Genomic DNA, 14,560 nt, shown 5'->3' on the forward strand with positions numbered 1-14,560 from the left:
TCTCCTTGCCGCTTCAGTCATAATTAAGCTTTGGCATTTAGGCTAACCCTATTGTCGATTGACGTTAGCCATTGATTGCACAACGACGCTATCAATTTAAGGATCATCATGATTAAACATATCGCACTCGCCCTGACGCTCGCCGTGGCGCCACTCACCAGTTTTGCCACCCAGTTTGTCGAGGGGCAACACTTCATGACAGTGTCTGACAAGGCCCCCAGCACCAGCCCTAAGCTGACCGAATTTTACTCCTTCTACTGCCACAACTGCTTCAACATGGAGACTCAGTATCTAGGCGATATCAAGGCCAACCTGGACAAGCGAGTCAGCTTCGACAGCAAGCACGTAGACTTCATGAACTCTGATATCGGCACCGAGGTAATGCGTTCACTGGGCGTCATCCAAGAGCTGGGCGTACAGGACAAGATGATCCACGCCATGTTTAGCGCCATTCAGGGCGATCAAGGCGGCCATGGACACAACCATGATCACGACCATAGTGCCCATGAGAAGCCAAGCATTAATACCCGCGACGACATCAAGAAGGTGTTTGCCGATCAGGGGATCGACATCAGCAAGTATGACGAGTTAGCCGACAGCAAGGCGGTCAGCGATAAGCTAGACCTGTGGCGTGCCCAGCAGCGTGAGTTCCGCATCCAGAGTGTGCCCACCTTTATCGTCAACGATAAGTATGCGGTTAACCTGAGCCAAATTCGCACCCTGGGCGAGCTGATCGACCTGATCAACTACCTTGCGGTAGAACACAAATAGTCCCCCGCCTGACGATAAAAAGCAGGCCATAAAAAAGGCGCCCTTGGGTGCCTTTTTCTTTTCATATTTACCCTAGCCAATAACCACTTGCTGCGCGTCCTGATAGGTTTCCTGTTCGACCCTGGCAAAGGACTTGGTCTGCGCCCGATAGATATGATTAATTAACTTCAGGGTGGCGAAGGCCAAAAGAATACTGACCACCTCAGAGATCTGAGACACCAAGTTAGCGTTGATAAAGTCTTGCAGCTCCTCGGCTCTATCCGCAAAACGATACACGGCCTGCCCAAGTATATTGCTGACGATCCACAACAGCCACCACAGGCTCACGCTGGAGTTGAAGCCGTTCAAACTCCAGTTCTCGGGATCATGACTCGCCTGCCAGATCTCGTTCATCGCCTGATAAGGTTTCCACAAGGAGAGCACGGGAATAAAGAAGTAGCCGACAGACCAACCCGGGGTGAAGGTCATCTCCTTGGCGCCCAGTTGGCGGGCATTAAAGTTGGCCCGATAGATCCACTTGAGGATCATGATGCCCGAAACGATAAAGACGACAAAGTAGAGACCTGCCACCCCCAGCTGACGTTGATCGTTAGCGTCGCCATCGGCAACCGCCTGCTCCTCTGAGAGATAAGCCCCAGACTCATAATCCATCAACAGCTGATACTCCAAATAATTGGAGCTTATGGCAATCAATGCAACTAAGATCTGGGCATAAAGCAGATAGCGCACCCATTGCGTTAACCGTCTTGCGTCTTTAAATTTAAAAATATTCCCTGACATTTTGATTTTCCTATTGTTATTGTTGGCACTATCCGCTTACTGAAGCACTAATTTTAAGGTGCGTGCTCAAGGCGTCGTGTGATGTGCCAGACTCGAGGCCGCTTCATCTTCAGGGACGCACTTGAAATGCACCTCCCCTTCCTGCATATGTTTAGTTTCATATTCTGATTCGGTGCGGCTCACTCCAAAGACAGATACGGAGGAAGATTTCTTGGTTTGGTCGATCGCCTCACCCGTCATCTCGATATTTTCAGAGATGATGTCGTAACTCATTCCCTTGTCACTACATATCTTATTCATAAATCCTTTAGAGGTTTTCACCACCTGTGTCTTACTGGGGTGTGCGACAAACACCTTAAAGGTACCATCGGCTAGCTCGATCACCTCGGGCATAGGCGGGATACCGTTAAGGGAGACCTGGCAGCCGCCAAGACCCAGGAGAAACAGCAAATGCACCTTGCTCAATCTAAGCATATTTAATTAATCCTTTAATTTTTAGATAAAAACATTAGGTAATGTCGGTAACTCTAGACTGCTGAAGGTGTGTAATTGCTAGGAGAGATCCCAGGTGCCTTCCATGAATAACCTCATTCCCTGCTCGCGCCGGCCAAGACAATGATCCCGAAACCAAAGCGATCCCTCCAAGCTATCACACTCATAGTTAGCTGCAAAGACGCCTCTGCTAAGCCTGCGCAACTAAGGCCTAACCTTGAGCAGGCTAACTCGCTTTCCTCATCTTTTTAGCTACCTAGGTCATATAAAAACTACTTAAACAAGAGGTGTTACTTGCTGGTAACACAATCGAGGATTACCATAAAACAATCTCTAGTCATCGAGGCGAAGGCATGTCTGCTGCGGAACAATCATCACGGAAAATGAGTTTTTACATCATAGGCTTAATCTTAGTCGTCTGGCTCTATAGCTTGTGGGCCGACAGGGTGACGCCCATGACCAGCGAGGCCAGGGTGCATGCCTACCTGGTGAGAGTGGCTTCCGAGGTCGCAGGTAATATCACAGAGGTAAACGTCAGAGATAACCAGATCGTCGAAGCGGGCGAGCCCCTGTTTCAGATCGATCCGCGCAACTACCGCCTCGCCGTGCAGTCGGCTCAGGCGAACCTGTCACTCGCCGGGCAGAATATCGGCGCCAGCACGGCGGCAGTCGAGGTGGCTCAGGCCAAGGTGGTCGATGCCATCGCGGCTCGCAACAACGCCAAGGAGCAGGCTGCCCGCGTGAGCGAGCTGGCCGGACAGGGCGTATTAAGCCAGGCGGAGCTGGACAATGCCATCGAGGCCAAAGACAGAACTCAGGCTAACCTGGAGGCGGCCGAGGCCTCTCTGGTACAGGCCAGGCAGGCGCTGGGCCCCAAGGGACAGGACAACCCACAGATCTTATCGGCCATGGCAAGCCTTGAGCAGGCCCAGCTGGATCTGCAAAGGACTCAGGTCAAGGCCCCCTCTAAGGGCGTAGTGACCAACCTGCAACTCACCCTGGGGCAGCGCGCCAATGTCGGCTCTCCCATGTTGACCTTTATCGATCCTCGCGGCGTGTGGATCTCGGCCCTGGTCAGAGAAAACTCGCTGGAACACATTAAGGTGGGCAACAAGGTCGAGATCGTCCTCGACGCCCTACCGGGCAGGGTACTGGAAGGCAAGGTCGACAGCATAGGCTGGGGCACAGGCGGCAGCAACAACATAGATCAGAATACAGGTTTTCTCACAGCAGACAGCAATGGCATCAAGGCTCAGCGCTATCCGGTCAATATCGTCTTTACCGGCACTAAGCCACCAGGCAATATTCGCTACGGCTCACAGGCGACTGTGGCCTTCTACACAGAGCAGAGCAGCATAGGCGAGTTTCTTGCTGGCATCTGGATGCAGATAGTGAGTATCTGGACCTATGTTTCTTAGTCCAGCCAACCCTATCATACGTCTGGTATTTGGCCCGCTGGCGCTGCTGTTTTACCTCTGGCATCAAGCCGCGCCCCTGCCCATACTGGCGCCCATCTTCATGGTGATCTTTCTCACCCTGATGCCCTCGCGTCCGCCTCTGAGCATGATGCTTAAGTTGCTGCTGATCGTCTTATTTGTCAGTCTGGGACTGGTGTTTATCGGCGGGCTCTTGCTGGACTCCCCCACTGGCTACCTGCTGTTTTGCTGGTCCTTGCTGTTCTGGAGTTTCTATCGCAGCCACAAAGATGCGAAAGATCTGCTCTCGACCCTGATGTTGATCGTGGTGATCATCATGACCATCATGAGTAAGCAGTTACAAGCACCGATCGAGGTGCTGCCCTGGTTGTTGATGAAATCGGCGGTGCTGGCACTGATCCTCACCTATCTGAGTTTCCTGCTGTTTCCCGGTGATGAGCAAGACATACTGCCCGATGAGACCCAGGCAGACGACAGCAGTACCCATATGGGCAGCATATTATTTAAGACCACCGCCATGACCTTAGTGCTGGCGGCCTTGATCGGCATCGGCAGCTCTCAGAGCATGCTGATTGCCATCACGATCGGCAGCATGATCAAACTGGCAGATCCCAAGGAGCACAAGAGCTTCAAGCAGAATCGACTGATCACCACGGCCATAGGTATTCTCTTCACTTTCCCCGTGATGCTGACCTTCACTTTCGGGCTGCCGACCTGGGTGGTGCTGGGGATGGCGATCTTCTGCGGCCTACAGCTGGCCTGCTTTGCCATCAAGCGATCCTGCCCCCTCTCTATCTATCAGCTGCTGTTCACCAACTTCGTGGTGCTGGTATATCAGATCATCACTCACATAGGGTCTGATGCCCTCTATGCCCAGTTGGTGCGCCTGGTCTCGATCAGTATCGCCGTCATCATAGGTGGTCTGCTACTCAGCCTGCTGCACCATGAGCCCGTGCCCCTCGACTCATCAAAAGCGCGGACGGAAGACGCCAAGTCACCCCAGCCAGACGCCTAAATGACGCCCACGAAAAAGCGCGGCCATGGCCGCGCTTTTCTTATTTTAAATTCACATTAACGCTACTCTGTTAAGCCTTAGCGAAATAGCCTTACCTTAGCCTATGCTAGCGGCGAATGAAGTCCAGCAGGTGGGACATGGCAAACAGCGCGTGGATCACCATGAAGACGATGAAACCATGGGCCAGGCTGTGATGATAACTACGCCAATTGAGCGCCTCACTACTGCCCTGAGTGAGAAACCACATTAGGCCGGTAACGGACACAGCCACAAACAGCAGCATGCCTATGCCTTCGACCACGCTAAACAGACCGCGGCCACCGGCCTGGGGTAACTTACCGCGCATCAGGCCACACACATCGTTACCCAGCTGAGTAAAGTCGCCCACCAGATAGGGAAAATACTGCCGCCACTGGCCACGCATCATATTAATAAGCAACATGGTTACCGAGAAGATCCCGGCAAGCAGCCCAAGGTAGACATGCAGAATATCCCAGACCGAGGCGTTGGCCCGCAGGGTGCGCCCCATCATGAGCCAGCCGCTGGTGCCCACCAGAAACAAGGTCAACAGTATGACAAACAGATGCTGATAGGTCTCCAGCACCTCGCGCAGCTTGGTCAGTGTCTTCATCTTGCTCTCCCTTCGAGATGGCTCACGCCATGAACCCCATGATCTGTCTTATTTCTAAGCCTCGCTAGAGCGCAGCGACCTGCTGAGCATAGTCTTTCACCTTATCCCAATCGGTATACTCTACCCTGGTGTCCGGCGCCGTCGGCCCCTTAGTGATCCACATGATGAAGCGTATGATGTTGCGATCCAGGGCGTTATAACCCTGATAATCCAGGTTGCCGCCGAATACCGCCAGCAGCTTAGGCTGCCAGGGCGACTTGGCCAGAAACGCCTGCATATAAGGGTTTGTCTCTGGGGTATTCTTGGCGGGCTTGCGCGCCACCAGGCTCACCGAAAAGAAACTGCTGGCCTTTTCCTGCAACAGTGCGAGGTTCTGGCTAATGAAGTCGTACACCCTGGGGTTATGCTTGCCGTGGCGAATGCTAGCGCCGAGGACTATCTTATCGAAGCCCTCGAGCGGGGGCGGGTTATCTATGCTGGCACAGGTGACGCTATGTTCCAGCGCCTCGAGCTCGCGCTGCATGAAGTCGCACAGCTTACGGGTCTGCCCATGCACACTGGAATAGATGATTAATATTTTGCTCACGTAGGCCCCTAAATCGACTTATCTCTTGCTATAGCATCATGATAGGGGAAATCGGGCAATATTTAATTGAAACAGATCACGAGGACTAAGGGCAAAATCCGGCTTAAGTTTACCGACTTCACAAATTGCCCCCTGAATACATTTCATCATAAAAAAGCGCAGCCTAGGCCGCGCTTTTATCCTCTAAACACTCCCTTATAGGGACATGACGAACGCCAGCAGTTGTGCCCGCTCCGCCTGAGTCAGGGCCATGAACTTATCTGTGCTCGCCTGGGCTTCGCCGCCATGCCAGAGGATCGCCTCCTCCACACTCGCCGCGCGGCCATCGTGGAGGAAGCCCGCCTGGGGATTGACCGTCTGGGTCAGGCCTATGCCCCATAACGGCCGGGTGCGCCACTCGCTGCCGCTGGCCAGAAAGTCCGGGCGACCGTCGCTCAGTCCTTCGCCCATGTCATGGAGCAACATGTCGCTGAAGGGATAGATGGTCTGCCCCTTCAGCGCCGCTATCATAGGCAGGCCGCCGATCTCGCCGCTGCTCTTGGTGACAAACTTGGGCTGGTGACAGCCACTGCAGTTGACCTGCTCGAACAGGCGCGCCCCTTCCCTCACCTTAACATCATCCACCTGCCGCCTGGCCGGTACCGCCAGGGTCTCGGCGTAGAAGACCACGTCGTCGCTGAACTCGGCGCTCGCCTCCGGCTCACCGTCGACGCCGCTGCCGGTATCGACGAACCCTGTGCGGGCAAGATAGCTGTCATGCATGCTGGTGCCCGCTATGCTCTCCTCGGGAAATAGGGGGTTAGTGATCCCTATATCGCCACGCAGCGCCCCCAATGACTGCACCCGCACGCTGGGGGTGTTGGCCTTCCAGCCGAAACGCCCCAAAGAGACGGGATGGCTCTCGCCCCGCTGCGCCTTGACGGCGTCGAACACATAGTTTGCACGCCCTGAGATGCCATCGCCATCGGCATCGTTTTCATCCACCAGCGCCAGAATACTCGCCTCGGGGATCGCCTCCAGCAGCCCAAGACCAAACACAGGCATGCCATTGCGCCAGCCCATCAAGACATCGCTCTGCAGCAGCTCAGAAGTCACATTACTGCTGTTGAGGCTCTCGCCCGGTGCATCGAAGGGGTTCTCCACCGCAAACAGTGGTCTCTTCAGCGTCACCTCTGTGCCGTCAGGATAAGTCACCTTCTTCTGCTCATAGGAGAGGTAGACATCCGCCTGACCGCCGAACAGGTTCTGCTGCCAGTCTTCCCTGGCCTTAAGCACCCCGCGGTGAAACAGCTGAGTGCCGAAGTTGGGCACAGGAATAGGCGCGCAGTAGTTGTTCTCAGGTGTACCTTGCAGGCAAGGCTGATCCGGCGCCTTGCTGATACGCAGGAAGATCCCCGCCTCGGAGCCCAGTTTGATGCGCGCTTGCCCCGCAGGCACTATCGGCGTCGAGTTACGGCCGTCGCGCTGATGGCAGGAGTTACAGTCGGCGTTGTTGAACACGGGTCCCAGGCCGTCGAGCTCAGGATGCTCCTCGTTGGGCGCAGTGGTAAAGGCGGTCTCAAAATTCAGGTCACCGCTTAAGTGCTGGGCGAGCTGGGCCTCACTCAGGTTTACCGCCGGGGTAGAGTAACCGTGGCCCGAACTCGAGGCATCGAAGGTGGTAGTGTCACCGCCCAATGCCGTCACCTGGGTATAATCTGGATAAACTTTCTCGGGCTCTGGCACTTCTATCTCATCACCCGAGCCGCCACAGCCAGTCAAGGCCAATGTCTGAGCCAGGGTCAGGGCCGCCAGCAGGGTGGAGGGTTTCGTTAAGCTATTCATCATCTTTTCACACTTTATTAGGGTCGGGCTAAATCGCTCTCTTGCCATTAGCCTTGATTTTTATGGGGTTATACGGGCAATAAAAAGAGAGCCTTAGCTCTCTTTTATGCTGGCCTTATACCTTCCACTCTTTGAGTAGCGGCAGCACCTGGTTTTCAAGGCTCGCCTGCAGGGTGGCCAGGGCGTCGACCGCCTTCTGGACACGCGCACGGCCTGCCTCATCCTTTATCGCCTGGCGGAACGGCATATTATCCGTGCCCTCGATGGCGCGGATCTGCAAGATGGCGCTGTCTATCTCTGCCGCGACACGGCTGGCCAGCTCGGCGTCGGCGGCGCGCACGAAATCGATGATCCCCTGCTTGTCGGCCTCGCCGGTGAACTCACCCTGATAGACGTTGCGCACTCCTATGATGTTGTCGCTAAAGTCGGTCAGCGAGTTCCACGAATATTGCGACTCCACCTTAGAGGTGTCGGCATTGGCCAGAGAACTACCGAAGGGATCGGCGATCTTGCCGTTACCCACCTCATCGACGATACCTATCATCCCCTGGATCAGCTCCTCTAACACGCCGACTTGCGAGCTGTAGAAGGTGTTGCCATCGACACCCGGTGACTTCAGCAGCTCGCCATAGGCCTTACCACCCTGGCCGTCATGGCTCACCAGCCAGGCATCGGCCAGCTGCTTGGTGTAGTCACGAAACACCTCGGCCAGTCCCATGAGGTAGTCGCGCTCGCTGGCGGTCAGCTCGTCGATCTGCTTAAGATTGTCGTTAATGCCGTCACCGAAGAGCAAAAACTCCATGGTATGGAAACCCTGCACGTCATCGTTCCAGCCCTTGATGGTCTCGGCATCGAAGCCGCTGCTGTTGATTAAGACCGTCTTAAGATCTGTGGTGTTCAGCGGCCAGCTATCCAGGTGCGGATCGATCCCCAGCGAGTCCACCGGGCCGAAGATGTGCGACTCGCCCTGCTCCCAGGGCTGACGGGCCGCCTTCCAGGCCGACTGCGCCGCCTCAAGATTTGCCTGGGTAGGAGTGGCAACCAGGGTCTGGGTGGCCTGTAACAAAACCTCACCGCGATCCGCTAATGTGCTGTAACCCTTGACGATCACCTCGTCGCTCAGGTTGACGATCAGTGCGTCGGCATCGAAACTAAAACCTGTCTCGGGCACTACCACCTCGGGCTCATCGCTGCCCGAACCACCGCAGGCCGCCAGAGCCGAAATGAGTGCCAATGCGATCGCGCCATATTTAAATTGTTTCATCTGTCTCTCCATAAGAATCAAAGTTGTCCGCCGTTAGAGCGAGAATTGATAGCCCACGCCCAGGGCAAAGAAATGGGTATCCGGAATGGCGGCCACCGCCACCTGATGCAGGCCGCCCTCGGCCTTGATCACTATCTCGGGGATCGGCGAGTAGTTGATGCCGACGCTAGTCCAGGTGTTCTCATAGCGCTTGGTGGCCGTACCGGTTTCCACCTCGCTCAGCGGGTTGGCGTAATCCAGGTTGGCAAACACAGTCAGCGGCACAGAGAAGAAGTGGTTGAGATCCAGCCCCGCCTCGACGAAGAAGGATTCTGCCTTGCTGCCCAGCTGGGCGAAGTTGCCCGGCTTGAGGCCCGGGGTGGTCTTGTTGGCCTGAGTGATCGCATCGGCATCATCCAGGGTGCCCTGCAGATACTGTCCGCGCAGTATCCAGGGACCGTCCACATAGGCACCTGAGAGCGCCAGCAGGCTCACGCTGCCGTCACCGGCCAGCTTGTTACTCTTGTGGCGATTACCACTGGTATTGCCATAGTAATAGGCGGCGCCCAGTGCCAGCCCTGGCAGTTTGAAGCTGCCGTAATCGAGACGCAGCACATAGGCCAGCTCGTCGGCGTTGATGTGCTCGAAACGCTTCTGATGGCCGGATGCTATCCAGTCGTAGGTGCGGAAATACTCAGAGTTGAGGCCGCTAACTACTTGAGCCTGATAGTGGAAATCTCCCAGGTCGCCGAAGATGCCGATACCCGTCTCGTTCCACACGGCAGGCAACATGGCCGCCTCGCTGCGGTGACGCAGTACGGTCAGGTATTGGTTAGGCTTATGCAGCACGCTGGAAAGCCCCATGGGCAGGTGTATGTTACCGAACTTGACGCCGAAGGCTTTACTCGGGCGATACCTGAGCTGGGCCTTCTCGATCATCACCTCGCCGCCGGCTTCGACCTCCGACTCAAACTCGCCGAACTCGTCGAAGCCGTCATATTCCAGCGCGGCGCCGGTGCCACCATGTTCATACTCTATCTCCACCTCCACGTCCCACTCGTCGTTGAACTGATAGCCAAATTCGGTGACGATCCGCTCGAGATCCAGACGGCCGCGACGCTCGGGCGTGGTGTCCTGTACGTTGTCGAAATACTCGTCGCTGGTGTAGTTCATGCTGCCATAGGACTCAAACTTGAAGCGGCGCCAAGGGCTGTTTTCGGCCTCCTGGCTCACCTGCTCCTGCACCGCCTGGGTCAAGGCTTGCTGGTCATACTGCTTCTCGGCCTGCTGCGCCTTGAGCTGGGCCAGCTCCTGTTTCAGCTGGATAAGCGCCTGCTCCTGCCTGGCGATCGACTCGGCTAAGCTCGCAGTATTGGTGGTGGTGTTGGCTGTGCTATTCGTTTGAGTGTCGGCATAGGCATTGCCCGCCAGCAAGCTAGCGATAGCCATCCCTAAGGTGGTTAATTTCAGTGTCATCTTCTCTCCATGTTGATTAATCAACATCCCCCATTAAATTGCGGGCACAATATTTCAAATGAGAATTATTTGCATTACAATTTACATTTGTTAATAACAAATCGATGACAAAGCGTGCTAGGGAAGCAAAAATTGAAACCAGTTTGTAGCATCCAGGCGATGGGGTAGACTAGTTTCCCCACTGAGACAGGAAGCCAATGGAATGTTAAAAAAGAACCCGCAGACCCTCTTACTACTCATGACCTTCGTGATGTCCTTGGTATTTTCTGTGTGGCAGGTGCTGCTGAATAACTTCGTCATCGAGCGGGCCAGCTTTACCGGTGCCGAGATTGGCATATTGCAGAGCTTGCGTGAGGTTCCCGGGTTTCTGGCCTTTACCGCCATCTTCATTCTGCTCTTGCTCAGGGAACAGACCTTCGCCTTGGTTTCCTTGGCGCTGCTGACCATAGGGGTGGGCATCACAGGCTTCTTCCCTCAGGTGCTGGGCCTCTACCTGACCACCATACTCATGTCGGTGGGCTTTCACTACTACGAGACCATCAATCAGTCCCTCACCCTGCAATGGGTCGACAAGAGTGAGACCGCGGGATTCTTAGGCAAGGCGCTGGCCTGGCGCTCGGCCGCCGCCCTCACCGGCTACGGCAGCATCTGGATTGTGATGACCTATCTGCAGCTGGATTATCAATGGATGTACGCCATCATAGGCGGACTCGGGCTGTTGATGGTGCTCGCCCTGACCCTCTACTTCCCCCAGTTTCCCCAAGGCGAGGTGCAACACAAGAAGGTGATCCTCAGACGACGCTACTGGCTCTACTATCTGCTCACCTTCTTCTCCGGCGCGCGGCGGCAGATCTTCATGGTGTTTGCCGGCTTCATGATGGTGGAGAAGTTTGGCTATAGCGTCAGTCAGATCACCGCCCTGTTTCTGATCAACTATGTGGTCAACCTGTTGTTCGCCCCCGCCATAGGCCGCTTTATCGGCCGCATCGGCGAGCGCAACGCCCTGATGATAGAGTATGTGGGCCTGATAGTAATCTTCACCAGCTACGCCTTCGTGCAGCAGGCCGAGATGGCCGCCGTGCTCTATGTGCTGGATCATCTACTGTTTGCCATGGCCATCGCCATCAAGACCTATTTCCAGAAGATCGCCGAGCCTAAGGATATCGCCGCCACCATGTCGGTCAGCTTCACCATCAATCATATCGCAGCCGTGGTGATCCCGGCGCTGCTGGGGATGCTCTGGCTCTACTCCAATAAATGGGTGTTCTTTATCGGGGCAGGCTTCGCCCTCTGCTCCCTGATGCTGGCCCTTAATATTCCGCGCCATCCGGCCCAGGATAAGCACGTTAACTGGCCGGCCAACGCCTGAAGCTAGGGGTTGGGGCTAGGGCCTTGGGCGAAATTCAGATAGAATCTGACAATAGGGCAACCTAAGATAAGATTATTCACAAGAAAAGATTATGGCCGAGATCGTTAAGCTATCCAATTCAGGGTCGAACCAACCCGACGTATCTGCCCGCCGCAAGGCCCTGCAACTCGGCCACCTGATCGGCCTGGGCAGCGACGAGGATTATCGCCCCTCCCAGGCCTCTGTGGCCGAGCGCTCCGACCATCGCCTGCGCAAGCTCGCCAACCAGTATCAGGCCAACCTGGAAAACGTCTACGCCATCGCCCTCTCCCACACGCCGTCGGACGTCACCGGGGCGGATCTCGACCCCGATTGGATCCACCAGTTCTTTCAGCTGGCAGAACAGATCCACAACCGCAACATGCAGGCGCTGTGGGGACGCATTCTGGCCAATGAGATCACCAGTCCCGGCAGCTTTAGCCTCAGGAGTCTGGCCACACTTAAGCAGTTGACCCACAAAGAGGCGCAGATGTTCGAGAAGGCGCTGGGCATGGCGGTGACCTTCAACAACGAATCTAAGCTCAAGCTGGTGATCGGCTTTCGCCACGCCGGCGGCATAGGTCAGCTGTTTCGCAAGACGGATACCACCCAGATCGCCCTGTCGCAATTTGGTCTGCCCTACTCCTCTGTACTCACCCTGGTGGATGCGGGCCTATTACACAGGAGCGAGTTTGAGACGGGCCAGCTCAACGCCAAGAATCCCATCAGCTTTACCCTATCGGGCAAGCGGATGACGCTGACGCCTAAGCACGGCCATCTGGTGTTTAACTATTATCGACTGACGCCGACCGGCGACGAGTTGGCGCAGCTGGTGCGCCCCAAGGCTGATGAAGAGTACGCCCGCGCGCTGCAGGCACTATTCAAGAAAGACTTTAAAGTAGAATACTGAAAAGCTGATTACTGAAAAGTAGATTACTGACCCAGCGACTGCTTTACTGTCGCATCCAGGGTCTTAGGGCTGGTTTCCGGATTGAACCAGTGCAGGCTATCGGCCAGGCCAACCACTTCACCAATAATCATCAGGGCGGGCATCTCCAGCGCCGGGTCCGCCGCCAGTTCGGCCAGCTCTCCTAAGGTACCGATGAAACGCTGCTGCGCCGCCGTGGTCGCCTTAGAGACGATTGCCACCGGCGTGTTGGGCGAGCGCCCGGCCGAGATCAGCCCATCTTGGATGCTGCCCGCGTTGAGGATCCCCATATACACCACCAGGGTATTGGCGCTGTTGGCATAGGCCTGCCAGTCCATGGGGCGGCTCTCAAGCTTGCAGTGCCCCGTGATGAAGGTGACCCCCTGGGCATGATCCCTGTGGGTCAGGGGAATACCTGCGTAGGCAGAGGTGCCGCTGGCCGCCGTGATGCCTGGTACCACCTCGAACTCAACCCCGGCCTCGACGAGCGTCTCCAGCTCTTCACCGCCACGGCCGAAGATGAAGGGGTCGCCCCCCTTGAGGCGCACCACATTCTTGCGGGTATAGGCCTTGGTCACCAACAGCTGGTTGATCTCCTCCTGGGCGGCGCTGTGTTTACCGGCGCGCTTACCCACGGCGATCAGCTCGGCGTCCTTGGGCGCAAGCGCCAAGATCTCCTCACTCACCAAGGCATCGAACAAGACCACGTCGGCCTTCTTTAAGATGCGGTAGGCCTTGAGCGTTAATAGCTCAATGTCGCCTGGACCTGCGCCCACAAGCCAGACTTTGCCCTGTGCCTGCTGCCCGGGTAGAGTAATTAGTTCCATATCCGCATCTCATACAATAGTGATGAGGTTAATATAGCGTCATTCTTATTCCTTAAAAAAATAGAAATTAATTAGGTTTTATTCCTTTTGGTTATTAAAAAGGTTGACCCGTTTTTTAATTAAGCAAATCAAATAGACAGAATTAAAATAGGTGCATGCGGCGGACTCAAATGTTAAAACATAGGCTAGATTTGGAGACGACGCGCTAAGCTTGCGACACGAGAGGAAACAAGGATGCAAACCACCCAATACCTTAAATGGCTTACCCTATTCGGCCTATGCTCACTGCCTGTGACCTGCCTCGGCGCCGAGCCCACGGCAGAGGAGAAAACCAAAGCGGATGGTTCGCTGCTCGACCAGCGCGTCGAGGATGAGCTGGCCACCTCTGAGAGGCCCTTCGTGATCACGCCTCACAAGGTCAACTATATTCTGCCCGTGACCTACAACAGCTCTCCGAATATGGCGCCCTTTTCCGACAAGCTAGACGAGCACAATTCGGAAATCGATAATCTGGAAGCCAAGTTCCAGATAAGCTTTAAGTTTCCCCTGATGTATAACGTCTTCGGCGACAACGGCCACCTGTTTTTCGCCTACACCAACCAGTCTTACTGGCAGGTGTACAACAAGGACATCTCTTCGCCGTTTCGCGAAACCAACCATGAACCTGAGATCTTCATGCTGTTCAACAACGACTGGCAGATAGGTCCGCTGACCAACTCCTTCTGGGGGGTGGGCGCCGTGCACCAATCCAACGGCAAGTCAGGTGATCTCTCCCGTAGCTGGAACCGTATCTATGGCACCATGGTGTTCGATAGCGGCCCATTTGCCCTCGCCGCCAAGGTGTGGTGGCGCATACCTGAAGATGAAAAAGAGACGCCCGACTCACCCAGAGGGGATGATAATCCGGACATCTTGGATTACATGGGCAACTTCGAACTCATGGGGGTCTATGGGGTTGATAAACATAGATTCTCGCTGATGCTGCGCAACAACCTGGAGAGCCCGAATCGTGGCGCCGTCGAGTTTACCTGGAGCTATCCCATCATGGGCAACCTGCGTCTCTACACGCAGTATTTTAACGGCTATGGCGAGAGTCTCATCGACTATAATGCCCATACCCAGCGCATCGGCATAGGCTTCGCAATAAACGACATTCTCTAACGC

The 14,560-nt window shown here is 55.3% G+C and carries 14 protein-coding genes; 6 read left to right on the plus strand and 8 right to left on the minus strand.

Going from position 1 to position 14,560, the window contains the following annotated elements; genetic code table 11:
• Positions 1-108: 108 nt before the first annotated feature.
• On the plus strand, positions 109-771 hold the full coding sequence (locus L1D43_RS13795) for a thiol:disulfide interchange protein DsbA/DsbL (protein WP_239852457.1): 663 nt from the start codon (positions 109-111) through the stop codon (positions 769-771).
• A 72-nt stretch (positions 772-843) separates the two neighbouring features.
• Here the strand turns inward: L1D43_RS13795 and L1D43_RS13800 are convergent, their stop codons facing one another.
• Together L1D43_RS13800 and L1D43_RS13805 are read right to left on the minus strand one after the other, a co-directional pair.
• Complete coding sequence (locus tag L1D43_RS13800) at positions 844-1,551, minus strand: DUF4328 domain-containing protein (protein ID WP_239852459.1); 708 nt, start codon at positions 1,549-1,551, stop codon at positions 844-846.
• Between the two features lie 66 nt (positions 1,552-1,617).
• Positions 1,618-2,025 (minus strand): hypothetical protein, encoded by a 408-nt coding sequence (locus tag L1D43_RS13805; RefSeq protein ID WP_239852461.1) that lies wholly within the window; start codon positions 2,023-2,025, stop codon positions 1,618-1,620.
• Positions 2,026-2,426: 401 nt separating this feature from the next.
• Between L1D43_RS13805 and L1D43_RS13810 the strand changes: the two genes are divergently transcribed.
• Both L1D43_RS13810 and L1D43_RS13815 read left to right on the plus strand, forming a co-directional pair.
• Positions 2,427-3,461 (plus strand): HlyD family secretion protein, encoded by a 1,035-nt coding sequence (locus L1D43_RS13810; protein WP_239852463.1) that lies wholly within the window; start codon positions 2,427-2,429, stop codon positions 3,459-3,461.
• Entirely contained in the window at positions 3,451-4,494 is a 1,044-nt protein-coding gene (locus tag L1D43_RS13815) for a DUF2955 domain-containing protein (protein ID WP_239852465.1), read from the plus strand. The genes L1D43_RS13810 and L1D43_RS13815 overlap by 11 nt, the downstream gene beginning before the upstream one ends.
• 106 nt (positions 4,495-4,600) lie before the next feature.
• On the opposite strand, the gene L1D43_RS13820 is transcribed toward L1D43_RS13815, so the two are convergent.
• From L1D43_RS13820 to L1D43_RS13840, 5 genes are all read right to left on the minus strand, one after another.
• Positions 4,601-5,125: a cytochrome b/b6 domain-containing protein gene (locus L1D43_RS13820; protein ID WP_239852466.1), complete on the minus strand. Its 525-nt coding sequence runs from the start codon at positions 5,123-5,125 to the stop codon at positions 4,601-4,603.
• 64 nt (positions 5,126-5,189) lie between these two features.
• Positions 5,190-5,711 carry a menaquinone-dependent protoporphyrinogen IX dehydrogenase gene (gene hemG / locus L1D43_RS13825; RefSeq protein ID WP_239852468.1) on the minus strand — a complete coding sequence of 174 codons (522 nt, stop codon included), beginning with the start codon at positions 5,709-5,711 and terminating at the stop codon, positions 5,190-5,192.
• Between the two features lie 195 nt (positions 5,712-5,906).
• The gene (locus tag L1D43_RS13830; protein WP_239852470.1) at positions 5,907-7,538 is read right to left on the minus strand and encodes a di-heme oxidoredictase family protein; all 1,632 of its coding nucleotides are present in this window, start codon (positions 7,536-7,538) and stop codon (positions 5,907-5,909) included.
• 112 nt (positions 7,539-7,650) lie between these two features.
• Entirely contained in the window at positions 7,651-8,799 is a 1,149-nt protein-coding gene (locus tag L1D43_RS13835; protein WP_239852471.1) for an imelysin family protein, read from the minus strand.
• 33 nt (positions 8,800-8,832) lie between these two features.
• The gene (locus L1D43_RS13840) at positions 8,833-10,254 is read right to left on the minus strand and encodes a FlxA-like family protein (protein WP_239852472.1); all 1,422 of its coding nucleotides are present in this window, start codon (positions 10,252-10,254) and stop codon (positions 8,833-8,835) included.
• Between the two features lie 202 nt (positions 10,255-10,456).
• Between L1D43_RS13840 and L1D43_RS13845 the strand changes: the two genes are divergently transcribed.
• Both L1D43_RS13845 and L1D43_RS13850 read left to right on the plus strand, forming a co-directional pair.
• On the plus strand, positions 10,457-11,623 hold the full coding sequence (locus L1D43_RS13845; protein WP_239852473.1) for an MFS transporter: 1,167 nt from the start codon (positions 10,457-10,459) through the stop codon (positions 11,621-11,623).
• 91 nt (positions 11,624-11,714) lie between these two features.
• Positions 11,715-12,551 (plus strand): TIGR03899 family protein, encoded by an 837-nt coding sequence (locus tag L1D43_RS13850; RefSeq protein ID WP_239852475.1) that lies wholly within the window; start codon positions 11,715-11,717, stop codon positions 12,549-12,551.
• A 23-nt stretch (positions 12,552-12,574) separates the two neighbouring features.
• Here the strand turns inward: L1D43_RS13850 and cobA are convergent, their stop codons facing one another.
• Entirely contained in the window at positions 12,575-13,396 is an 822-nt protein-coding gene (cobA, locus tag L1D43_RS13855) for a uroporphyrinogen-III C-methyltransferase (protein WP_239852476.1), read from the minus strand.
• Positions 13,397-13,630: 234 nt separating this feature from the next.
• Between cobA and L1D43_RS13860 the strand changes: the two genes are divergently transcribed.
• Positions 13,631-14,557 carry a phospholipase A gene (locus L1D43_RS13860; protein ID WP_239852481.1) on the plus strand — a complete coding sequence of 309 codons (927 nt, stop codon included), beginning with the start codon at positions 13,631-13,633 and terminating at the stop codon, positions 14,555-14,557.
• Positions 14,558-14,560: the final 3 nt, after the last annotated feature.

It is taken from the genome of Shewanella sp. Isolate8 (genome assembly GCF_022398495.1).
In the GTDB taxonomy this organism is placed as follows: Bacteria; Pseudomonadota; Gammaproteobacteria; order Enterobacterales; family Shewanellaceae; genus Shewanella; species Shewanella aquimarina.